Raw genomic sequence first — 20912 nt, 5'->3', positions numbered from 1 at the left:
AATCGATGTCTTTTTTATTTGTATAATCGGGTATTTATTAATTCAAAAACTGATAAAGCAATTAGGCCAAATCCGAAGAGCCAGAATACTAAGCGAACAATGTCTAATGGATTTAAAATAAGTACTAATCCTACAGCAATCATCAATACTGAATATAAATAATCAAGCCAAGGAGTGACGTTGACGAATTTTCTATCTTCGTTTGAATCACGGAATTGATTGATACCATTGACGATTAGTATAATTCCTAGAAGAATTGGAATTAAAGAAATTAAAAAACGTGCTACGAATAACGTAATTACAGATAGGATAATACTTCCGATTCCTAAGAGCATGGAAATACTATCAGTTTTAGCAATTTTATATAATTTAATGTTATCAGCAATTGCAATTAGGCCGTAAATAAATAAATAAGCACTAACAAAATAAACAATTGCGTCTTCACTTTTAATAGGATTGATGACAATGACCAGACCAGTTGCAAATAAAAAGATAATCCGTAGCCATCTATATAAATGAAATTGTGTGGAAAATGGACCCATGACTCAGCCTCCTGTTGTTAACTTATGTATTTTAACACAGTTTTTTTCTAATCTATCTTTTGATTAATAGTGAAACTGTTGTAAAATGAAGTTTAAAGCAAATTTTGGGAGAAACAGATATGTTTAAGTCGAAAAGCTCGATTCTATCAGTTCATTATGCTGATTCAATCGAAGTACCATTGGGTGATGAAGTTAAGAAATATATTGATCCAGAGAACTTCACTGCTGAAATTGAAAGTGGTAAGCATAAATTTGAAATTGAAAAAATCAAGATTTCTTTGCCTGATGTGGACGGAGAAGATGAGTTAGATGATGTCTTCAAAGAAGAAAAAATCTACAATCAAATGATTTATTTAGTAATTCCTGAAGTTAGCAAATTTCCTAGTGCCAAAACTGCTATCAATGGTCGCCCCATTCATTCTGCGGAAAGAATTTTAGCTGACTTAGATATCTTAGTTCTCAGAAGAGAATTGATTGTTACTAATGAAGTGACGGTCTCAGATGAAGACTATGAAAAAGTTGATTTAAATAAAGAACTAGAAAAAAATACTAATTCAATCTGGTCAAATCACGAAATTGAGCCACAACAATTTGTGACAGCCATCGACAAAGGACATATTCCGCTATTTGATGACTTTGGAAATCTCCGCGAAGATGATCAACTACTCCCTGGAGAAGAAATTAATGTTCATATGAAACGTGTGAACAGTTTAGAAAACATTGAGTATTATAAAGTTTTTGAAAAACGTTATGTCAGAGTTTCCGACGTGACTGAAGCAACTAATGAAGTTCAAGCACCAGATGATATTGATGAACAAGTACAAGATATTATGGAAGAAGACAATATCAACAATTTCGATGAAGCTGTTGATACACAGATTGATTATGAGGAAGTGGAACCTTTTGAAGTTGAGTTTAATAATCAACTAAGTCAACTCTTCTATGATGAAAACGGTCAACCACTTGCTGATGAATTCCCTGAAAATGGAGCAACTTATACAGTAGTAGGAATTCTTCATACAGTCGTTGACTTTTGTAAGATTGGCGACAATAAATATATTTTGGGACAAGACACGGTTCAATTCCAAACTGTCGCTCAAGCTGAAGCTGAAATGTTTGCTCAAAGAACTACTGAGCCAACAGAACAGTTGTCAGGTTTAGTTCAACCAGTTGCTGATCAATCAGCCAGTGATTCTGAAGAAATTCCAGAGACTGCAGTTGAAGAAGTCGCTAGTGAAGTAGAAGAGATTCCAGAAGTAGCTACAGAGTTCCATGAAGATAACGTTGAAGAATTAGAAAGTTCACCAATCAATATTGATGAAGAAATTACTACAGAACCAGTAAACGAAAATAAAGACGTTTCTGACTCCGAAGATGTCAAAGACGAACAAGAATCTGCTGAATTAGAAGAAGTTCAAGTTGAAGAACCTGTTGACTCTGAAGAGGAAGTAGTTGAAGAAACTCAACTGGAAGATGAAAATGTTGCCGAAGAAGATGCATCTGATGAGACTACCTTGCAGGTAGCAGACGAAGATCTTGAAGAAGAAATAGAAAAAACCGATATTGTTATTGAAGAACCAGAAGTAGAATCTACTTCAACTGTGGATCTTTCGAAGAAGATTTTCCAAGAAATGCCTGAAGAAACTGATGAAAGACCTAAATTTGAACAAGCAGAATCATTGGAAATTGAAGAAATTATTGATGATGAAAACTCTGATGAATTGAACTCAGAAGATGAAATCATCGAAGAAATTGAAGTTGATGAACCTGTTCAAGATGAAGCAGAAGAAGTAATTCAAGATTCTGAAAATGAAGAACTTGATGCCGACTACGATAAAGAAATGGCCAAAACTGATGCTCATGCCGTTTACAATGCATTCGATATTGAGTTCGATGAGAAGTCAGAAGCGGTTGATGGAATTGTTCAAGTTAATGGTGATGAGACCGATACGGTTAGATTATTTAGTTCTTATCAAACTCAAGAACGTCGTCTCTTGAAAGACAATATTAAGGGCCAGACTTTCTGGTACACAACCGAAGTTGGTTATGATGATAAGGGCGATAAGTATTATAAGATTGCCGAAAATACATGGGTATCAGCTAACGACGTGAAGTATTTTGATAAATAAAAAAGAGCGTAAACATACGCTCTTTTTGTTTAGAATTAATTTTATAATTTATTACCTTGATAGTTTTATATTATGGGTAAGACTGATATTATTAGTACTAATGAAAGATTCTTGAGGAGTATTATATGTACGAAAAGTTTGTTGCTAATGAAAGACTACGTCGAAATACAGTATTAATAGGAACAATTCTTGTTTTATGGTTGATGCGTTCAATGATGAACATTTTCTTATTAACATTTATTTTGACTTTCTTGTCCGTTAAGTTAGTTAGAAGAGTTCAAAAATATATTAAAATCAAACCAACCTGGATTATTATTCCTGTCTATTTATTAGTAGTTTACTTGGTTTATCTAGCTGTGACGTTGTACTTCCCACAACTGGTAACACAGTTAACAAAAATGTTTAAATCGTTAACTGATTTTTATAATGATCCTCAACTTCAAAAGAATCCCGTCTTTGCCTACGTTATGGATTGGGTAGGTCAAGTTAATCTAGATGGCCAAATTAAGATGGGCTTGGAAAAAGTTGTTACCTATATAGGTAACGTTGGTGAAGTAGGAATGACCATCTTTGTTTCCTTTATCTTGAGTTTCTTCTATGCCTTTGATGTCGATAATGTTGATGCTTTTGGTCGATTATTCTTAAAGAGTCGTAATAGTTGGTTGTTCAAAGACTTGAAGTTTTTCGCTGATAAATTTGTGAATACTTTTGGGGTTGTTTTAGAAGCTCAATTATTCATTGCTTTTGCTAACACTGTCATCACCACGATTACTTTAGTTCTCTTGAAGTTCCCGGGAATTTTAGCTTTATCAGTTATGGTATTCATTTTGTCCTTGATCCCAGTTGCCGGCGTGGTAATTTCTCTAATTCCATTATCAATGGTGGCTTACTCAATTGGCGGAATCAAAGACGTAATCTACATGATTATCATGATTATTGCTATTCATGCCTTTGAAACCTACTTCTTGAATCCTAAGTTCATGTCGAGCAAGACTCACTTACCAATGTTCTTCACGTTGATTATTCTATTGATATCGGAAACGATCATGGGTCCATGGGGATTAATTGTTGGTATTCCAATTTTTACTTTCCTATTAGATATCTTAGATGTGCAGGTGAAACCTAAACAAGAAAAGCCACTTTTGAATTTCAGAAAAAAGGTGAATAACAATTACTATTATTGCGACTGATATTTGATTGGTGTAAAATAAATTGATATTAATAAAAGAAAGAGGCAAATAACAAATGGCTAAATTAGTTTTTATTCGTCACGGACAAAGTGAATGGAATCTATCTAACCTATTTACTGGTTGGGTTGATGTTGATCTAAGTGAAGAAGGAGTTAAACAAGCTCAAAACGCTGGTCGTCTTTTGAAACAAGAAGGTATTGAATTCGATCAAGCATACACTTCAGTATTAACACGTGCTATCAAAACATTGCATTACGCACTTGAAGGATCAGACCAACTTTGGGTTCCAGAAATGAAATCATGGCGTTTAAACGAACGTCATTACGGTGCTCTTCAAGGCCAAAACAAAGCTGAAGCTGCTGAAAAATTCGGTGAAGATCAAGTTCATATCTGGCGTCGTTCATATGATGTTCTACCTCCTTTATTGGATGCATCAGATGAAGGTTCAGCTGCTAACGATCGTCGTTATGCTGACTTAGATCCAAAAGCTATTCCTGGTGGAGAAAACCTAAAAGTTACTCTTGAAAGAGTTATTCCATTCTGGGAAGACGAAATTGCTCCAAAACTTCTTGATGGTAAAAACGTTATTATTGCCGCTCACGGTAACTCACTACGTGCCTTGACAAAATATATTGAAAACATTTCTGATGAAGATATCATGGATGTTGAAATGGCAACCGGTGAACCAGTTGTTTATGATTTAGATGAAAAACTAAATGTTGTAAGCAAAAAGAAGCTTAACTAAGTTAAATACTTTACAAACGGGATACTAGTAATCCCGTTTTTTTTATGTAAAAATACGAATGGAAGAAATATTTTCATTTTTCAGAAAACAATTATCAAAAATTGATATTTCAACATAATATCAAAATATAATCATAATTTTTAAGTATTATGACTTGTTTTTTGATTTAAAATGAATTAAGCTAGTCGAGTTAATAAAAGAAAGTAGATTTAATACTTGGGAGTTGTACAAAAATGCAAATGATTAAAAATGAATTTAAGTTTATCAGATCAAGCAAATTAATGATGATTTCATTATTTGCCATCGTGTTTATTCCATTCTTATATAGTATTTTCTTCTTAAAATCCGTTTGGGATCCATATGGAAATACTGGACATTTGCCAGTTGCGGTGGTCAATCAAGATCAACCCGTCACATATCAAGGGGTGAAAATGCACGCCGGTGATGACATGGTTAAAGAATTGAAGAAGAACGACCAGTTAGGTTGGAAGTTTGTCTCAGCTAAAGAAGCTAAGCAAGGTATGAAGGATAAGAAATATTACACTACTATCACCTTGCCTAAAGACTTCTCAGCTAATGCTGCAACTGTCTTAGATAAGAATCCTAAGAAGATGCAAATTGAATATAAGACTAATGATTCTTTGAACTACATTGGACAAGTTATCTCTGAAGTAGGAGCTAAAGAATTAAATACTCAAATCAGAGAAGCAGTAACAAAAGCTTATTCTAAAGTTATGTTCAAACAAGTTGAAACTGCTGGTGATGGCTTTAATCAAGCTGCTGATGGTGCTAAACAACTTAGTGATGGTTCCAATACTTTGGTAAATGGTTTGAATGTTTATACATCGGGTGTTGATCAAGTTAATGATGGTGTTTTAACCATGCAAACTAGTGTTGTGCCATTATCTAATGGTGTGGCTCAATTAAATAATGGAGCAGGTCAACTTAATAATGGACTTCAAACCTTAGCAAGTAAAAATGGCGAACTTATGTCAGGAGCAAGTCAACTTACTTCAGGTGTTAACCAACTTAAAGCTGGTAGTTCACAAATCGATGGTGGTTTGAAACAAATTCAAAATCAATTAAATACCAATCCTAATTTTTCATCAGATGCTAACTACAACAATGCACTTGCTGGATATCAAGGACTAGTAACGAAGATTGATACTATCCAAGCTGCTGTTGGACAATTAGATGGCATTGTTACGCAAGTTCAAAATCGTGATTTTACAGCAGATGCTGAAAAAGAAATGAAGTTGTTGAAAGCTCCATCTCCATTGGGTGGAGGAGCTACATTCACTGATGAAAATCGCGCTAAAGCAGTACTTGCTGCAGCACTTAAACAATCAGCGGTTCAAACAGCACAGACAATTGTTGATGGTTTGAAAGCTCAAGTGCCTACAGATGCTGAATTTGATCAATTGAAGGTTGCTGCTAATGGTTCTGTTTCAATGATGCAAAGTCTTCGTGATATTCAAAACGGGCTTAATAATCAATTAGTTCCCGGTATGGATCAATTAGACTCAGGACTATCTACTTTGAAAGATGGCTCATCACAAGTATCAGATGGATTAACTCAATACACTAATGGTGTGGCTACAGCTGCTAATGGTTCAGATCAATTAGCTAGTGGAACCGGTGAATTGAACTCTAAGATTCCAGTACTTAGCTCAGGGGTTAATCAATTAGCTAGTGGTACCAGTCAATTAGCTGCTAACTCAGGAGCTTTAAATAGCGGAGCTGGTCAACTTAATGATGGTAACAAGACACTTGCTACTTCATTAGGTGATGGTGCTAAGAAGATTAATTCAATTAAACTAACCGACAAAACAGCAAATCAATTTGCTGCTCCAGCAAAATTGAAACATGAAAATTACAGTTACGTTCCCAATTACGGACATGCTTTAGCACCTTACGTGCTTTCGTTAGCATTGTATGTTGGGGCAATTGTCTTCAACTTCGCTTTCCCAATTAGAAAAGTTTCAATGGAAGGTCAGTCATCAACCGCTTGGTTCTTAAGCAAGATTACTGTTGGTGGATTAGTAGCTGTAACTATGGCTGTTATCGAACCAGCATTAATGATGGTAGCTGGATTACAAATCGATCATCCAGGTCAATTCTTTGCTATCTCCATTGCCTTCTCATTAGCTTCAATGGCAATCGTGATGTTCTTATCAATGACCTTTGATAATCCTGGACGTTTTGTAGCTATGATTCTATTGATGCTTCAACTTGGTGGTGCCGGTGGTACCTTCCCAATGGAAGTAACAAATGGATTCTATAACTTCATTCATCCATTCCTACCAATGACTTGGTCAACTCTAGGATTCCGTGAAGCAATTTCTTCCGGACTTGGAAGTGGACAAGTCACACAATCAATCGGTGTGCTAGTATTGTTCATTATTGCTAACCTTGGTTTATTGTGGCTAGGTATGGACTGGTTACAAAGACACGGTAACCGTGGCGAATCACAATTAGATGATAATCAAAAATTACAAGCACTAGAAAAATAACACTCGCAAGAGTGTTTTTTTTATTTGTTATAATGTAAAGAAATAAATAAAAGCGAGAATATTATGATTACTCTTCCGGTCAATCCCGAAAAACAAGACAAAATGGCTCAATATATGCGCAATCAGTTTTCTTTTAATGGAGTTGATGGGGTTCAAAGAAAACAAATTGTTCGCTCGATTTGGCAAGATGCAAAAACTTGGTCAGCCGAGGAACTTTTAACAGAGATTGAAAATTACTATGCACAATCAGCACGTGAATATCAGTATGTAGCAATTGATTTGGCAGTGTTAGCTAAGAAAAAATGGAGTCAAAAAGACTTGCAGGTGTTCTTAAAATTAGCTCAAGAAAAAACGTGGTGGGATAGCATTGATGCTTGGAGAAAAGTTTTTACCGAATACGTGAAACTTCATCCAGATGAATTTGATGAGGTCGCAGCAGTATTTGTTAACCATGAAAACTTTTGGGTTCGTCGTATTGGTATTGATTTACAACTAGGTTTTAAAGAGAAAACCAATCTAGATTATCTAACCATGATGATTGATGAAGATATTGATACCGATGAATTTTTCATTCAAAAAGCTATTGGTTGGTCGCTCAGAGAATATGCAAAGACCGATCAAGAATGGGTGGCAAAATTTGTTGAAACTCATAAAACTACACCTTTTGCTACAAAAGAGGCCACCAAACATTTTAAATAAGTCTATAATAAAGGTATGTTAGTAAAATCAAAATTATCTACTAAAGAAATCATGGGTTATTTTACATTTTCAATTTTGTTGAATTCTTTTGCCAATGCACTAACTATCTCTACCAATATGGGGAGTGCGTTGTGGACGGCATCAGCAACCAATTTAGCAGATATTACTCAAATTAGTTTGGGTAATATCTTATTTGTGTACGGAATTTTGGTAATTGTTTTAAATACTATATTAGCTGGAGAAATTGACTGGCGCAGAATGCTGGGCAATTTTATTTTCATTACACCATTTAGTTATTTAGTTCAATTCATGACCAAGTATTTGAATTACTTGAATATTGTTCAACTTCCCTATATCTGGCGAGTGATAATTGATATCTTCGGAATTTTTTTGATTGCAGTTGCGGTGTCAATCTATTTAAGAGTGAATCTGGTTCTACATCCTAATGATGATCTATCCTTTATTTTACGTTTTAAATACTTCAAAGGTAATCCTGGTATCGCGCAAATTGTTAGTTTTATTCCACCGATTATTGTGATATTCATCTGTTATTTAATTAATCGTCACTTAGTAGCCGTGAATGTTGGGACGGTCTTTTCATTGATATTCCAAGGATTCTTAATCGGTTGGGCTGATAAACATATCTGTCGTAATTTAAAATATCGAAATTAAAAGTAGTTAGTTCTTGACAACCAAAACCTAACGAGTTATATTATTGAATTGTTAGGTAGGCAAAAATAAAACTAACTAAATACTTTTATGCAAAGGAGATAAATTATGACTGATAAAACGCAAGATATTATGGAACTATTTGCGAAACTAGCGCATTCAAGATATTTCATGGCTGGGGTTTGGATGGTTGTTGGTAAGAGAAAGCGTCATGATTATGACAATACAAGAGGGCAGTATCGACTTTTGAATTTGTTGACTCAACATGATGGTTTGACCAATGCTGAGATAACCGAGTTGTTGGATATCAAACCTAGTTCGGTTAGCTTACAAGTTAAAGCCTTAGAAGAAAGAGGCTTTATTGAGAGAAAAGCTAGTGAAACTGATAAGAGAATTCAATTAATTTATTTAACTGAAGACGGAAAAAAGAGAATTAAAAAAGGTGATTCACAAGTTGATCTTATTTCGGAAGAAATTTTAACTGGTTTGAGTGAAGATGAACAAAAACAACTTGCTCAATTGTTAAAAAAGATTGCCGATAATGTAAAAAATAAACATGACTTCGATGATCGTGATAGAGATTTCCATCATCATTTTGATCATTTTAATGGAAATAATCGCCGTTGGGACAAATTCAACTGGTTTTAACAAAACCAAGATTGTATGAGGTAAATATATGAGACATTCAATGAGAGTGGAACCATCAAACACAAAATTTAACTTTAATAGTTTCTTTCAACTAATTAAGCAAACTAAACCAAAATATTGGCAACTATATGTTGGATTGGCAACTGGATTAATTGCCACTGGCTTTCAATTAGTTGTTCCCCAATTTGCCAAGAATTTGATTAATAGTTTTTCAAAAGGAATGAATTGGAGTCTGATAATCGGAATTATAGCAATCTTTATTGTAAGTGCGATTATCAGTGCTGTTTCTGGTTCATTATTAGGATTCTTCGGTGAAGATGTTGTTCAGAAATTAAGAAATAAAATTTGGAACAAATTACTTCGACTACGAATTAGTTACTTCGACGAAACTAAGTCAGGTGAAATGACTTCCCGACTAGTTAATGACTCAACACAAATCAAAGATTTGCTTTCAAGGTCATTTCCTAGTTTAGTGACTTCATTATTTTCCATTGTTGGAGCCTTGGTCTTGATGCTCTTTATGGACTGGCGAATGACTTTGATTATGTTCATTGCTGTACCACTAGTAATGGCAGTTATGCTTCCAATCAGTCGTCAAGCTAGAAAAGTTGGTCATGCTAGACAAGATGCTTTGGCTGAATTTAGTGGTGAATCAGATGAAACACTTAGTGAAGTTCGGTTAGTTAAACTTTCTAATGCCGAAGAATTTGAAATAGGTAAAGGAAAAGATGAAGTCGACAAACTCTATCGAATTGGGTTACGTGAAGCAATTTATGATTCAATCGCCAGTCCAGTAATGATGGCAGTAATGATGGGACTTATTGTAGGGATTCTGGCCTATGGAACATCACGAGTTGTCGATGGAACTATGACAATTGGGGCAATGTTTTCATTCCTAATGTACTTATTCCAGTTAATGGGACCCGCTGCAACTTTAGGACAATTCATGACAACTTTAGCCAAAACAAGTGGTTCAACTGAAAGAATTCAGGAATTAATGTTAGAACCTGAAGAAGATTTTGCGAAAGGTGAAGATGTTGATGTCGATGGACAAACGTTAACTATGGATAAAGTCGATTTTGCCTACGACAAGAGTAATCAGATTCTCTTTGATGTTAGTTTTGAAGCAAAACCAAATACAGTAGTTGCCTTTGCCGGACCTTCTGGTGGTGGAAAATCAACAATCTTTTCACTGATTGAACGATATTATCAACCTAAGAGTGGCAGTATCAAAATAGGTGACACTGATATTGAAGATGTGAAACTTGAAAAGTGGCGTCGTCAAATCGGATTTGTTAGTCAAGATTCGGCCATTATGGCAGGAACAATCAGAGACAATTTAACTTATGGTTTGGAAGGGGAATATTCTGATGACAGGTTATGGGAAGTTCTAAAACTGGCCTATGCTGATCAATTTGTGAAAGAAATGCCTGAAGGCTTGGATACTCAAGTTGGAACTCGCGGTGTGAAAGTTTCTGGTGGACAGCGTCAACGATTAGCAATTGCCAGGGCGTTCTTGAGAGATCCTAAGATATTAATGTTAGACGAGGCAACAGCTAGTTTAGATTCAGAGTCAGAAGCAATGGTACAAAAGGCTTTGGAGACTTTGATGAAGAATCGAACTACCTTGGTAATAGCACATCGTTTGAGTACAATTGTCGATGCTGATAAAATATACTTCATAGAGCATGGTACTGTTAGCGGTTCAGGAAAACACAGTGAATTAGTCAAGAATCATGAACTATATCGAGAATATGTAGAGACCCAATTTAATCAAAATTAGAAGTGAGATTAACTTATGAAAAAAGTAACCTTGGAACATCCAAAATTGATTGATAGTCCCCAAATATTTGACTTAGTACAAAACAATCGTGATGAATTCGCCTTGTGGTTTCCGTGGATTAGTCAGACAAAATCGATTGATGATGAAACGAAGTTTTTAATTGAAGCTGAAAAAAATCCTAAACAAGAAGTCTACTGCATTAAATATGAGAACCAAATAGTCGGCTTGTTTGATTTTCATGAGATTGATAAACAAACTAAAATGGCCGAGATTGGTTATTGGTTAGACAAGCATGCTCGAGGATTTGGTATTATGACGAAAATTGTCAATGAACTGAATCGATTGATTCAAGATGAAATTGGAGTCAGTACCATTCGTGCAGTTATTAATGAAAAGAACACTAAAAGTATTGATGTAGTTCAACGAACGGGATTTACTTTCTTGAAAAAGGAAGGTTCAGATTTGATTTTTTCAAAAGAAGTTTAATAAAAAAAGACCATCACTTTCAAGTGATGGTCTTTTTACTGCTTAAAATACTTCAAATTCTGCGAATCTTGTTTGTAGTAAATCAAAATCGTAATTTTTAATTTTTTCGATGTCAGTTTCACCGTTAAAGAAAGCAGTTAAACTCATAGATAACATTAAGTTCAATTTCTTAGAACCACTAAATTGAACTCCTAAGACAGGGATGTTGTTAGCATATGAGTAGCCACATTCCCAAATGGTTCCTGGGTCTGAGGTGTCAACAGCTTCATAATCGAGTATTGCAACAACAACATCGTTAGTGTTCATTTGATTAACATCTAATTTGAATGTAGCTAATTGCCATTCGGTTGTCCCAAACTCTGCATCTGGATCATCTTCGTGTTCACCAGGTAAAAAGACGTTTCCAACTGAAGGATTATCATTTAATAATTTGGCAAGTTTATCACGTCTAGCTATTTGTTCATCACTAAAAAATGGGGCGGCAAGATAAATATTTTTCATACAAATTCTCCTTAATAATCGATGTCACCATTTAGAATAGAGTTCTTAACAATCACATAGTCGACCTTGCGAATAGAATCCAAGTCACGTCCACCAGCATAAGAAATTGCTGATTGTAAGTCCTCTTTCATTTCTTTTAGTGTATCAAAGATACTGCCTCGGTAGTCAATAAATAATTTTTTGCCTTCAATATTTTTGTGAGCATTCTTTTGAAACTCGGAAGCAGAGCCAAAATATTCTTTTTTCTTTTGACCATCTTGTTCAATTAATTCACCAGGTGATTCTTCATGACCAGCTAATAATGATCCAATCATAACCATGCTAGCACCAAAACGAATGGATTTAGCAATGTCTCCGTTGAAACGAACTCCGCCATCGGCAATGATTGGTTTACGGGCAGCTTTTGAACATAAGTTAATTGCACTAAGCTGCCATCCACCTGTTCCAAAGCCAGTTTTGAGCTTTGTAATGCAGGCTCTACCAGGACCAACGCCAACTTTTGTAGCGTCTGCTCCGGCGTTTTCTAATTCGCGAACAGCTTCAGGTGTGGCAACATTTCCAACGATTAAAAAAGAATCAGGTAGAAATTCTTTGACGTGATGAATCATTTGAATGACTAAGTCGTTGTGACCGTGAGCAACATCGATAGTTATATAGTCAGGAGTTAGTTTATTATCAGCGAGCTGACGAATGAAATCGAATTCTTCATCTTTGATACCAACGCTGATAGAACTAATTAAATTTTTATTTTTCATTGATTCGACGAAATTTAATCTACTTTCAGGATTGAAACGGTGCATGATATAGAAGAATCCTTCTTGAGCAAGTTTTTCTGCCAAAGATTCATCTATAACAGTTTGCATATTTGCGGGAACTACGGGGATGTTAAAGGTGTGATTTCCTAAAGTAACAGTGGTATCGCACTCTGATCTGCTTTGAACAATACACTTATTGGGAATTAATTGAATGTCATTATAATCAAATACTTGCATCTGTTTCTCCTTAAAGTCGAATGTTACATGACGAACTTATATTTTGTAGATACATTATATTGTATGTCTTATATAGCTACCATCTATATATAGCATTCATCATTAACGAAAGTCAACCTTTATTTTTGCGAAATAGTTCGTGTTTTGCCAAAGAAACCAATAGAATCAACAATATGTTGTGGTTAATAAGTGGAACGTACCAATAAAAACGATTTTTGTTAAGATTTTAACTTGATAAAGTTCGTTTTTTGTAATAATCTAAATTTATAAAATAAAGGAGGAACGAAGTAGATGAAAATTTGGAAAAAGATTCTACTAGTATCATTTGCATTAATTTTGAGTATTGGATTGGCAGCCTGCGGCACTAGCGGCAGCAAAAAATCAGCCTCTTCATACGAACCAAAGGAATTAAAAGTTCAATTTGTTCCATCATCACAAGCTGATACGATGGAGGCAAAAGCTAAACCACTAGAAAAATTACTTTCCAAACAATTAGGCATTCCTGTTAAAGTTAGTGTTTCAACTGACTACAATACGATTGTCGAAGCAATGGGTTCAAAACAAGTTGATGTTGGGTTCTTACCACCAGATGCTTACGTAATGGCTCATAAACAAAACGGAACTAAGGTATTACTTCAAGCTCAACGTTACAAAATTGTTCAACCAGGTGGAAAAAATGGTGAACAATTAGTTGATAAATATAGATCAATGATCGTTGTTAAAAAAGGTAGTGATATCAAGAGTGTTAAAGATCTTAAAGGTAAGAAGATCGCCGTTCAAGATACTACTTCAGCCTCAGGATTTATCTTCCCCGCTGTGGAATTGTTGAAAAAGGGAATCAACGTTAACAAGAATGGTATCAAAACCGTTCAAGTTAAGGGACATGACCAAGGTGTAATGTCAGTTCTAAATGGTGATACAGATGCAGCTTTCGTCTTTGAAGATGCTAGAAACATCGTTAAAAAAGATGTTCCTAATATCATGGACGAAGTTGAACCACTATACTTTACAAAACCAATTCCAAATGACACAATTTCTGTAAGAAAAGATATGTCAACAAAATGGCAAAAGAAGATTCAAGATGCATTTATTAAAATTGCTAAGACTAAAAAAGGACACAAGATTGTCTCAGAAATCTATTCACATGAAGGATACACAAAATCAAAAGATAGTAACTTTGATTTGATGAGACAATACAATAAAGATGTTAAAAAATTAACCAAATAATTTTTAACACTTCAGTCAAATAGCAAGCTAAAAGCCGTTTATTAATTGATAAACGGCTTTTATTCGAAGAAGGCGGATATAACAAAATGAGCAAGTCAATTATTGAATTTAAAGATGTATCGAAGATTTATTCAAATGGAACTTTAGGATTAAAGGATGTTAACTTAACGGTAGATCCTGGCGAATTTGTCGTTATCGTTGGATTGTCAGGAGCTGGTAAAAGTACTTTGCTGCGTTCAATTAACCAACTTCAAACTATCAGTGAAGGTGATGTTTTAATTGATGGACAATCAATAGTTAAAGCTAGAGGAAAGAGTCTGCGTGAACTTCGTCGTAGTATTGGGATGATTTTTCAAAACTTCAATTTAGTTAAGCAGTCGAGTGTTCAACGCAATGTCTTGTCTGGTCGAGTAGGATATTATTCGACATTCAAGAGTGTTTTTGGACTCTTCTCTAAAGAAGATAAACAAAATGCTGTTGATGCTTTAAAGAGAGTTTCGCTAGCTGAAAAAATTTATACCCGTGCCGATCAATTATCTGGTGGACAACAACAACGTGTTGCCATTGCTAGAACTTTAATCCAAAATCCTAAAATAATTCTTGCTGATGAACCAATTGCATCGTTAGATCCATTAACTACTAAGCTTGTTCTAGACGACCTAAAGAGTATCAATGAAGAACTTGGTATTACGGTAATGGTCAATCTTCATTCGAAAGAACTTGCTAAAAAATACGCCACTCGAATTATTGGATTACGAGCTGGTGAATTAATTTATGATAAGAAAATCAATGAAGTTTCTGAAGTTGATTTAGATCAAATTTATAACGGTGAGACTGCTTCGCCAAAGGAGGCAGTTAATGAATGAAATACCAAAAAGAACAATAGTCCAAAGATTTCATCTGGTATTTGTTTTTTGGTTGGTAGTTTTCCTAATTTGTTTAATTGGAAGCTCAATCATCACCGGAGTGAACTTGGATTTACTAGTTTCTAATATTTCACAATTTTTTGAACTATTAAAACAAATGGTAAACCCTGATTGGGGTTACAGCCGCTACATCATTCAACCACTTCTTGAGACTATTCAAATGGCAGTTATTGGAACGTCTTTAGGAACTTTAATCGCATTACCATTCTCCTTTATTGCTGCCAGAACAGTTATTAAAAATAAATATGTTACCAGTGTAATCAGATTCTTCCTTAATTTAATGAGAACTTTACCTGACTTATTATTAGCAGCATTATTTGTTGCGATTGTGGGTATTGGACCAGTTGCCGGTGTGGCAACTTTGACAGTTTTCTCATTTGCTATGATTTCTAAACTCTTCTATGAAACGATTGAAACCATTGACTTTGGACCGATTGATGCTTTAACAACTAGTGGAGCAAATAAAATGCAGGTAATTGTTTTTGCAATTGTGCCACAGGTAATCAATCAATTCATCAGTTACTTCTTGTATACTTTTGAAATCAATGTTCGTGCTTCAACTATCTTAGGATATCTAGGCGCTGGTGGTATTGGTGTCTTCTTGCAAAGATCATTATCTTCCTTTAGATACGATCAAACAGCCGTGATTATTATTGCTATTTTTGTGGTGGTATTAATCATTGACACATTAAGTAATGTATTAAGGGAGAAATTAAGATAATGAAAAAAATAATTAAAAACCCTAAATACAATTGGTTGATTTGGGGAGTAATCATCATTGCAATTTATGTCTGGAGTTTTTCCGGAATTGAGTTTTCGGGAATTAAGGATTCAGCCGGCGAAGTTACTAATTCAATTTTTGGTGGATTGTTTAATCCTGACTGGGCCTATACCTACGATGGTAGTGGCGAAGACTTAGTTAACTTAATAATTCAAACTCTAGCGATTGCCTTTTTAGGAACCTTCATCTCGGCCATACTAAGTGTGCCATTTGCTTTTTGGGCAGCGCATATTAAAAAGAATAGTAGTAAGTTTAGAAGCCAGACTGGAAAAATTGTTCTAACAATTATTCGAACCTTTCCAGAAATTGTCTTGGCAATTATGTTCATCAAAGCGGTCGGTCCTGGAGCTTTTGCGGGTGTTTTAGCGCTTAGTATTCATTCGATTGGGATGCTTGGTAAACTCTTCTCTGAAGCACTGGAAAATGCAGATTACGGACCTAGTGAAGCTATTACTAGTGCTGGTGGTAATCACTCACAAGTGTTGTTTTTTGCAACGTTACCGACAGTGCTACCAGAATTTCTCTCATTAACTTTATATCGATTTGAAATTGCTGTTCGTTCGGCTTCGATTTTAGGAATGGTTGGAGCTGGTGGTATCGGAACACCATTAATTTTTGCGATTCAAACTCGTTCTTGGAGTCGAGTGGGAATCATTCTAATCGGTATCATAGTAATGGTTACAGCGATTGACTTTATCTCAGGAATTCTAAGAAAAAAATTAGTTTAGAAAAAGATGTTGACAAACATCTTTTTTTATTTATATAATACTATATGAAATATAATATTGGAAAGGAGAAAGTTATGGCAATTCAAATTCCAAGCGAAGTCCTTGATGGATCGATGTTGGCTTTCTTAACTAAAGAAGATTTGTATGGATATACGCTAACTCAAAGATTTCAAGAAAAATTCGATATCTCTGAGTCGACGATTTATCCGGTTTTAAGAAGACTCAAAAAAGACAGTTATTTAGAAACGTATGACCAACCATATCAAGGACGTAATCGTAGATATTATAAGATCACTGACTCTGGGGAAGAAAGATTAAAGGAAATAAAACAGGACTGGCAGAATTTTTCAAAATCAGCCAATGAAATACTGGGAGGATAAAGATGGAAAATCAACAATTTATAGAAGATTATATTAGCGAATTAAAATCGTATATTAGTAGTCTTAGTAAAAACGAACAAGAAGATATAATCGAATTTTATACCGAGTATATCTTAGATTCGACTCCAGAATCTAAAAGTGAAATCGTAAAGAACTTGGGTACACCAAAGCAATTATCAAGAAAAATTTTGGCTGACTATTCGATCTCATTTGATGAAGAGTCTGAAACAAAGACGGAAAAAGTGACTAAAAAAGAGAAAGACTCTAAGAAACCGAGTAACAACTCGATGCGAGTTATTTGGATTATTATCCTAGGACTTTTCGCAATTCCCTCAGCTATTCCATTAGCAATTGGACTAATTGGGCTTTTAATGGCCATATTTGCCGCAATTTTTGGATTATTTGTTGGTTTCCTTGGAACAATAGTTGGATTTGTTATCGGAGGAATAGTTGCAGTATTTACAGGAATTTTTACAATGTTTTCTTCACTTCCGGTTGGGCTATTCTATCTAGGAACTGGCTTAATAATAGGAACTCTAGGATTAATGATTGCACCAGGTGTTTACTTCGTTATGAAGGCACTTATAGAGGCAGTCGTAAAATTCGTGAAATATATTGGTCGCAAATTCTTTGATAAGCAATATTACAATACCAAGGAGGGACAATAATCATGAAGAAATATTACGTAATTACTTCTATTGTGCTATTCGTCGGAGTGATTTTGACAGTCTGCGGCGCATTGATGGGTGGAGTTAGAAGTATCAGTTTTGATAATGGTCGCCCTCAAGTTGCTGACAATAGACAGCATAGAAAAGAACAAACGGTTAAAAAATTTAAAAACTTGTATATCAACACTAATAGAGCCGATGTTGAAATTAAGCAAGGCAATGAATATCGCGTTAAGCAAAACGTTATTGGTAAGAAATTTGCTACAATTAGTCAAGAATCAGAAAATTTAACAATTGACGAAGATGCAAAAACAAAATTCAATGTCGGAGTTAACCTTTCTTTCCGTGATCCAAAGATTGAAATTACAATCCCATATGATGAAAAAGTCAATGTGATTAAAGTTAACAGTGAAGATGGAGATGTTAAAATAAATGATGTTGAAGCTTCTGAAATGAGACTAAATGGAAATACTTCTGATTTTGAAATTAGAGGTGTTAAGGTTAGTCAGCAAACTGAGTTAAAAACAGCTAATGGTGAAATTAGCTTCAAAAACTCGCAATTAAATAAACTCAATTCTTTTGCCAACAGCGGTGATATTGAAGTGGAAAATACAACCATTGCTGATGTAAGCGAACTATCTACAACTAACGGTGACATAAGTGTTAAAACAACTGAGTTGAGTGATAGCAGCATTAAAACGACTAGTGGTGATGTTGAACTTGAACGAGTAAATTTGAAGAAAAATAACAGAATATCAACAACTAATGGAGATGTTGATATTGAAGAAATAAATAATATTGGTTTTAGTTACCAGAGTCGTTCGAGTGCTTCAAAACTTGATTACTATGACCGCGAGTACAGTAAATCATTTGAAAAGAATCCGAATAGTAAGGATGTTTTAAGAATCACTACTAATAGCGGAGAAGTTGAAATAAGTTAAAGCTGAATTTCAGCTTTTTTTATTTGGTGTGTTAGTATGGTTTCATAAGAAATAATAATGAGGTAAGCCATTGGGACCAGGAACTTCAAATGTTTTTGAAATAAAGAAACAAGCTAGATTAGTTCTTAGAGCAAAGAGAAGTGAATTAACAAAATTGAATTTACCAGCAGTTTTGTTGAAAATCCTTTACTATGCGGGAGCTTTTTATTTAGCATCCAGAATTAGTGATTTATATTCTACTGAACAAATCACTAAATTAATGAATTCTGGAAATTTATTGAACTTCAATCTTCGAGAAAATATTTTGTTAATGGGATTTCAATTATTTTCAGCAATGTTAGTTGTTGGGATCCAATATTCTTCTTTGGATTATTTAAATATGCAACTAGATAACAAGCGGGTCAACCTGACTACCGGAGCCTTTCGGGTATTCAGTAAAGACTTCTTCTTGCCAGTTATTGCAATGTGGGCGATTGCTAATTTCTTCGTTCAAACGGGATTAAACTTTTACTTTATCCCAGGAATCTTCTTCATGATTGCTTTTTCACAACAGTATTTTATTTATAAAGATGTCCATGATAGTGGCCAAAAGATTGGGATTTTTTCGACAATGTCAGGCAGCTATCGTTTGTTGAGAAATCGTAAAATTGAGTATTTAATACTTGTGTTTAGCTTCTTAGGTTGGGATGTTTTAAATTTCTTTACCTGTGGGTTACTATCGTTTTGGTTATTGCCATATAAGAACTTAACTTATGCAATTTACTATCGTGATTTATTAGCCCATCAAAAAAGAGCAATCTAATGATTGCTCTTTTTTAGTCTAGAAAAATAAATGAGGCATCGGTTATCGGAATTTTAACTTTGCCATCTTCTTTGGAGGCTACTAAGATGTAGTCATCGGTTTCTTCGACAATTTCAATTTCTTCACCAATCGTGAGACCAGTGGTCTTGAATTTGGTTAAGAATTCATGATTATCAACGACTCGATGAATTTTTTTGATTGCACCAACAGGAAACTCAGTTAGTGGAGTGTCATTATCGGAACGTCTTTTAACGTTTCCTGGAATTAATCCGCCATGTGGACAACGAATTGGATAGTTCAAGAACTTGTTAAGTCGCTCGCTTAAAACGTCATCTGATGTGTGTTCTAATTGATCAGAAGCTTCGTGTAATGTATCGATTTCGTAATTCAATTTTTCATATAAGAAAACTTCCCAAATACGATGACGCTTAACAAGTTCTTTGGCAATTTTTTTTCCAGACTTGGTAAGTGAAATTTCGTTATATGGTTTATGTTCAATTAAGTTATCTTTGGCTAAAGAAGCTAGCATCTCAGTTACTGAAGCTGCCGAAACATTCATAATTGAAGCAATATTTTTATTGGTAACTTTTCGAAAGTCTAGAGTCAATTCATAGACGGCTTTTAAGTAATTTTCTTTATTGGGAGACATATTTTTTTCCTCGCTATATAGAGTATAAAATATCCAATAACTAAAGTAAATTTGCACTTGAGAGATTCATAGACTATTGGTATATTATTAAAGGTAAATGTGCCATCTTAGCTCAGTAGGTAGAGCATCACCATGGTAAGGTGGGGGTCGTCGGTTCAAATCCGATAGATGGCTTAGATTCAATGGGGCTGTGGATTATTTGTGTAATCTACGGTCTTTTTTATTAAAAAACAGTTAAAAAAGGGGACTGCTTTTTGAGAAAAAGAAATATGCAATTCTTTGTGTGTCTTATTTTGCTCTCGACAATATTAGTTGTGGCTTTATCTATGAGGTTTGATGACTCAAGAAATGTCTGGGCAAATTATACAAACAATGATCAACCGATTGTGAAAAAAGATGTGGGTGACAAAAGTAGTAAAGTTCTAATTAAAGTGAAGAAGTTATCTCAATTTCCTGACTTGCCTACTGGTTGTGAAATTACTGCTACCACAATGCTGTTTAATTTCAAGGGAGTTAAGATAACTAACACTGAGTTAGCAAGAGTAATTCCTTATGCTCCTAATGGCGATATGGAAAGTGGTTTCTGGGGTAATCCATTTGATGGAACGGGATATACGATGTATCCACCGGCTTGGCGAGATGTTTTTCTGAAATATGTTGGGAGTTTCCAGGATTTGAGTTCGTCATCAATCAAGACAATTAAACAAAAACTAAAAGCTGGTAAACCAGTGGTTGCCTGGATTAGTTATCACTATCAACCAGCACATTGTGTTCTACTTACAGGATATGATAAAGACAATCTTATTTTTAACGATCCATATACAGGTGAACAAGATCATTTGTCATATGAAGTTTTTTGGAAAAAATACGCTAATCAAGGCTATCGAGCAATGACCTACTAAAAAAGACACTC

At 34.7% G+C, this 20912-nt stretch carries 22 protein-coding genes and 1 tRNA gene; 19 read left to right on the top strand and 4 right to left on the bottom strand.

What is annotated here, in order from left to right; translation table 11 throughout:
- Positions 1-14 precede the first annotated feature (14 nt).
- Positions 15-542: a DUF308 domain-containing protein gene (locus tag Q2T76_RS06660; RefSeq protein WP_302084753.1), complete on the bottom strand. Its 528-nt coding sequence runs from the start codon at positions 540-542 to the stop codon at positions 15-17.
- Positions 543-661: 119 nt separating this feature from the next.
- Between Q2T76_RS06660 and Q2T76_RS06655 the strand changes: the two genes are divergently transcribed.
- The 9 genes from Q2T76_RS06655 to Q2T76_RS06615 all read left to right on the top strand — a co-directional run bounded on the left by Q2T76_RS06655 (position 662) and on the right by Q2T76_RS06615 (position 11404).
- A complete protein-coding gene (locus Q2T76_RS06655; RefSeq protein WP_302084752.1) occupies positions 662-2671 on the top strand; it encodes a hypothetical protein in 2010 nt (669 codons plus the stop codon).
- A gap of 125 nt (positions 2672-2796) precedes the next feature.
- Positions 2797-3861, top strand: coding sequence for an AI-2E family transporter (locus tag Q2T76_RS06650; protein WP_302084751.1), 1065 nt, complete (start codon positions 2797-2799; stop codon positions 3859-3861).
- 55 nt (positions 3862-3916) lie between these two features.
- A complete protein-coding gene (locus Q2T76_RS06645) occupies positions 3917-4606 on the top strand; it encodes a 2,3-diphosphoglycerate-dependent phosphoglycerate mutase (RefSeq protein ID WP_302084750.1) in 690 nt (229 codons plus the stop codon).
- 239 nt (positions 4607-4845) lie between these two features.
- Positions 4846-7119, top strand: coding sequence for a YhgE/Pip domain-containing protein (locus Q2T76_RS06640; protein WP_302084858.1), 2274 nt, complete (start codon positions 4846-4848; stop codon positions 7117-7119).
- 63 nt (positions 7120-7182) lie between these two features.
- Positions 7183-7818 carry a DNA alkylation repair protein gene (locus Q2T76_RS06635; RefSeq protein ID WP_302084749.1) on the top strand — a complete coding sequence of 212 codons (636 nt, stop codon included), beginning with the start codon at positions 7183-7185 and terminating at the stop codon, positions 7816-7818.
- A 15-nt stretch (positions 7819-7833) separates the two neighbouring features.
- Positions 7834-8490, top strand: coding sequence for a hypothetical protein (locus Q2T76_RS06630; protein ID WP_302084748.1), 657 nt, complete (start codon positions 7834-7836; stop codon positions 8488-8490).
- A gap of 105 nt (positions 8491-8595) precedes the next feature.
- Positions 8596-9135: a MarR family winged helix-turn-helix transcriptional regulator gene (locus Q2T76_RS06625; RefSeq protein WP_302084747.1), complete on the top strand. Its 540-nt coding sequence runs from the start codon at positions 8596-8598 to the stop codon at positions 9133-9135.
- Positions 9136-9163: 28 nt separating this feature from the next.
- Positions 9164-10918 carry an ABC transporter ATP-binding protein gene (locus Q2T76_RS06620; protein ID WP_302084746.1) on the top strand — a complete coding sequence of 585 codons (1755 nt, stop codon included), beginning with the start codon at positions 9164-9166 and terminating at the stop codon, positions 10916-10918.
- A 15-nt stretch (positions 10919-10933) separates the two neighbouring features.
- A complete protein-coding gene (locus Q2T76_RS06615; protein WP_302084745.1) occupies positions 10934-11404 on the top strand; it encodes a GNAT family N-acetyltransferase in 471 nt (156 codons plus the stop codon).
- Between the two features lie 42 nt (positions 11405-11446).
- Here the strand turns inward: Q2T76_RS06615 and Q2T76_RS06610 are convergent, their stop codons facing one another.
- The gene (locus Q2T76_RS06610) at positions 11447-11905 is read right to left on the bottom strand and encodes a nucleoside 2-deoxyribosyltransferase (protein ID WP_302084744.1); all 459 of its coding nucleotides are present in this window, start codon (positions 11903-11905) and stop codon (positions 11447-11449) included.
- Between the two features lie 11 nt (positions 11906-11916).
- Positions 11917-12897: a GMP reductase gene (locus Q2T76_RS06605; RefSeq protein ID WP_302084743.1), complete on the bottom strand. Its 981-nt coding sequence runs from the start codon at positions 12895-12897 to the stop codon at positions 11917-11919.
- Between the two features lie 291 nt (positions 12898-13188).
- Between Q2T76_RS06605 and Q2T76_RS06600 the strand changes: the two genes are divergently transcribed.
- The 8 genes from Q2T76_RS06600 (at position 13189) to Q2T76_RS06565 (ending at position 19350) form a co-directional block, all read left to right on the top strand.
- Positions 13189-14124 carry a phosphate/phosphite/phosphonate ABC transporter substrate-binding protein gene (locus tag Q2T76_RS06600; RefSeq protein WP_302084742.1) on the top strand — a complete coding sequence of 312 codons (936 nt, stop codon included), beginning with the start codon at positions 13189-13191 and terminating at the stop codon, positions 14122-14124.
- A gap of 86 nt (positions 14125-14210) precedes the next feature.
- A complete protein-coding gene (gene phnC / locus Q2T76_RS06595) occupies positions 14211-14990 on the top strand; it encodes a phosphonate ABC transporter ATP-binding protein (RefSeq protein WP_302084741.1) in 780 nt (259 codons plus the stop codon).
- Positions 14983-15771, top strand: a complete 789-nt coding sequence (gene phnE, locus Q2T76_RS06590; protein WP_302084740.1) for a phosphonate ABC transporter, permease protein PhnE — start codon at positions 14983-14985, stop codon at positions 15769-15771. The genes phnC and phnE (Q2T76_RS06590) overlap by 8 nt, the downstream gene beginning before the upstream one ends.
- Entirely contained in the window at positions 15771-16559 is a 789-nt protein-coding gene (gene phnE / locus Q2T76_RS06585; RefSeq protein ID WP_302084739.1) for a phosphonate ABC transporter, permease protein PhnE, read from the top strand. Before phnE (Q2T76_RS06590) ends, phnE (Q2T76_RS06585) begins: the two co-directional genes overlap by 1 nt.
- 74 nt (positions 16560-16633) lie before the next feature.
- Positions 16634-16939 (top strand): PadR family transcriptional regulator, encoded by a 306-nt coding sequence (locus Q2T76_RS06580; protein WP_302084738.1) that lies wholly within the window; start codon positions 16634-16636, stop codon positions 16937-16939.
- 2 nt (positions 16940-16941) lie between these two features.
- Positions 16942-17607: a DUF1700 domain-containing protein gene (locus tag Q2T76_RS06575; protein ID WP_302084737.1), complete on the top strand. Its 666-nt coding sequence runs from the start codon at positions 16942-16944 to the stop codon at positions 17605-17607.
- 2 nt (positions 17608-17609) lie between these two features.
- Positions 17610-18548: a DUF4097 family beta strand repeat-containing protein gene (locus tag Q2T76_RS06570; RefSeq protein WP_302084736.1), complete on the top strand. Its 939-nt coding sequence runs from the start codon at positions 17610-17612 to the stop codon at positions 18546-18548.
- Between the two features lie 70 nt (positions 18549-18618).
- On the top strand, positions 18619-19350 hold the full coding sequence (locus Q2T76_RS06565) for a DUF975 family protein (protein ID WP_302084735.1): 732 nt from the start codon (positions 18619-18621) through the stop codon (positions 19348-19350).
- Positions 19351-19363: 13 nt separating this feature from the next.
- Here Q2T76_RS06565 and Q2T76_RS06560 read toward each other — a convergent pair whose 3' ends face one another.
- Positions 19364-19999, bottom strand: a complete 636-nt coding sequence (locus Q2T76_RS06560) for a metal-dependent transcriptional regulator (RefSeq protein ID WP_302084734.1) — start codon at positions 19997-19999, stop codon at positions 19364-19366.
- 101 nt (positions 20000-20100) lie between these two features.
- Between Q2T76_RS06560 and Q2T76_RS06555 the strand changes: the two genes are divergently transcribed.
- Together Q2T76_RS06555 and Q2T76_RS06550 are read left to right on the top strand one after the other, a co-directional pair.
- A tRNA-Thr gene (locus Q2T76_RS06555) sits at positions 20101-20173 on the top strand.
- A gap of 80 nt (positions 20174-20253) precedes the next feature.
- The gene (locus tag Q2T76_RS06550; RefSeq protein WP_302084733.1) at positions 20254-20901 is read left to right on the top strand and encodes a C39 family peptidase; all 648 of its coding nucleotides are present in this window, start codon (positions 20254-20256) and stop codon (positions 20899-20901) included.
- Positions 20902-20912: the final 11 nt, after the last annotated feature.

It is taken from the genome of Lactobacillus sp. YT155 (assembly GCF_030504545.1).
Classification (GTDB): domain Bacteria; phylum Bacillota; class Bacilli; order Lactobacillales; family Lactobacillaceae; genus BQUT01.
Note: the sequence above shows the minus strand (reverse complement) of the source record. Positions and strands in the feature narration are given on the sequence as shown.

What these genes read in the sequence shown, in the direction of transcription:
- Q2T76_RS06660 (WP_302084753.1), bottom strand. Translation starts at nt 542, where the DNA reads ATGGGTCCATTTTCCACACAATTTCATTTATATAGATGGCTACGGATT.
- Q2T76_RS06655 (WP_302084752.1), top strand. Translation starts at nt 662, where the DNA reads ATGTTTAAGTCGAAAAGCTCGATTCTATCAGTTCATTATGCTGATTCA.
- Q2T76_RS06650 (WP_302084751.1), top strand. Translation starts at nt 2,797, where the DNA reads ATGTACGAAAAGTTTGTTGCTAATGAAAGACTACGTCGAAATACAGTA.
- Q2T76_RS06645 (WP_302084750.1), top strand. Translation starts at nt 3,917, where the DNA reads ATGGCTAAATTAGTTTTTATTCGTCACGGACAAAGTGAATGGAATCTA.
- Q2T76_RS06640 (WP_302084858.1), top strand. Translation starts at nt 4,846, where the DNA reads ATGATTAAAAATGAATTTAAGTTTATCAGATCAAGCAAATTAATGATG.
- Q2T76_RS06635 (WP_302084749.1), top strand. Translation starts at nt 7,183, where the DNA reads ATGATTACTCTTCCGGTCAATCCCGAAAAACAAGACAAAATGGCTCAA.
- Q2T76_RS06630 (WP_302084748.1), top strand. Translation starts at nt 7,834, where the DNA reads ATGTTAGTAAAATCAAAATTATCTACTAAAGAAATCATGGGTTATTTT.
- Q2T76_RS06625 (WP_302084747.1), top strand. Translation starts at nt 8,596, where the DNA reads ATGACTGATAAAACGCAAGATATTATGGAACTATTTGCGAAACTAGCG.
- Q2T76_RS06620 (WP_302084746.1), top strand. Translation starts at nt 9,164, where the DNA reads ATGAGACATTCAATGAGAGTGGAACCATCAAACACAAAATTTAACTTT.
- Q2T76_RS06615 (WP_302084745.1), top strand. Translation starts at nt 10,934, where the DNA reads ATGAAAAAAGTAACCTTGGAACATCCAAAATTGATTGATAGTCCCCAA.
- Q2T76_RS06610 (WP_302084744.1), bottom strand. Translation starts at nt 11,905, where the DNA reads ATGAAAAATATTTATCTTGCCGCCCCATTTTTTAGTGATGAACAAATA.
- Q2T76_RS06605 (WP_302084743.1), bottom strand. Translation starts at nt 12,897, where the DNA reads ATGCAAGTATTTGATTATAATGACATTCAATTAATTCCCAATAAGTGT.
- Q2T76_RS06600 (WP_302084742.1), top strand. Translation starts at nt 13,189, where the DNA reads ATGAAAATTTGGAAAAAGATTCTACTAGTATCATTTGCATTAATTTTG.
- phnC (WP_302084741.1), top strand. Translation starts at nt 14,211, where the DNA reads ATGAGCAAGTCAATTATTGAATTTAAAGATGTATCGAAGATTTATTCA.
- phnE (WP_302084740.1), top strand. Translation starts at nt 14,983, where the DNA reads ATGAATGAAATACCAAAAAGAACAATAGTCCAAAGATTTCATCTGGTA.
- phnE (WP_302084739.1), top strand. Translation starts at nt 15,771, where the DNA reads ATGAAAAAAATAATTAAAAACCCTAAATACAATTGGTTGATTTGGGGA.
- Q2T76_RS06580 (WP_302084738.1), top strand. Translation starts at nt 16,634, where the DNA reads ATGGCAATTCAAATTCCAAGCGAAGTCCTTGATGGATCGATGTTGGCT.
- Q2T76_RS06575 (WP_302084737.1), top strand. Translation starts at nt 16,942, where the DNA reads ATGGAAAATCAACAATTTATAGAAGATTATATTAGCGAATTAAAATCG.
- Q2T76_RS06570 (WP_302084736.1), top strand. Translation starts at nt 17,610, where the DNA reads ATGAAGAAATATTACGTAATTACTTCTATTGTGCTATTCGTCGGAGTG.
- Q2T76_RS06560 (WP_302084734.1), bottom strand. Translation starts at nt 19,999, where the DNA reads ATGTCTCCCAATAAAGAAAATTACTTAAAAGCCGTCTATGAATTGACT.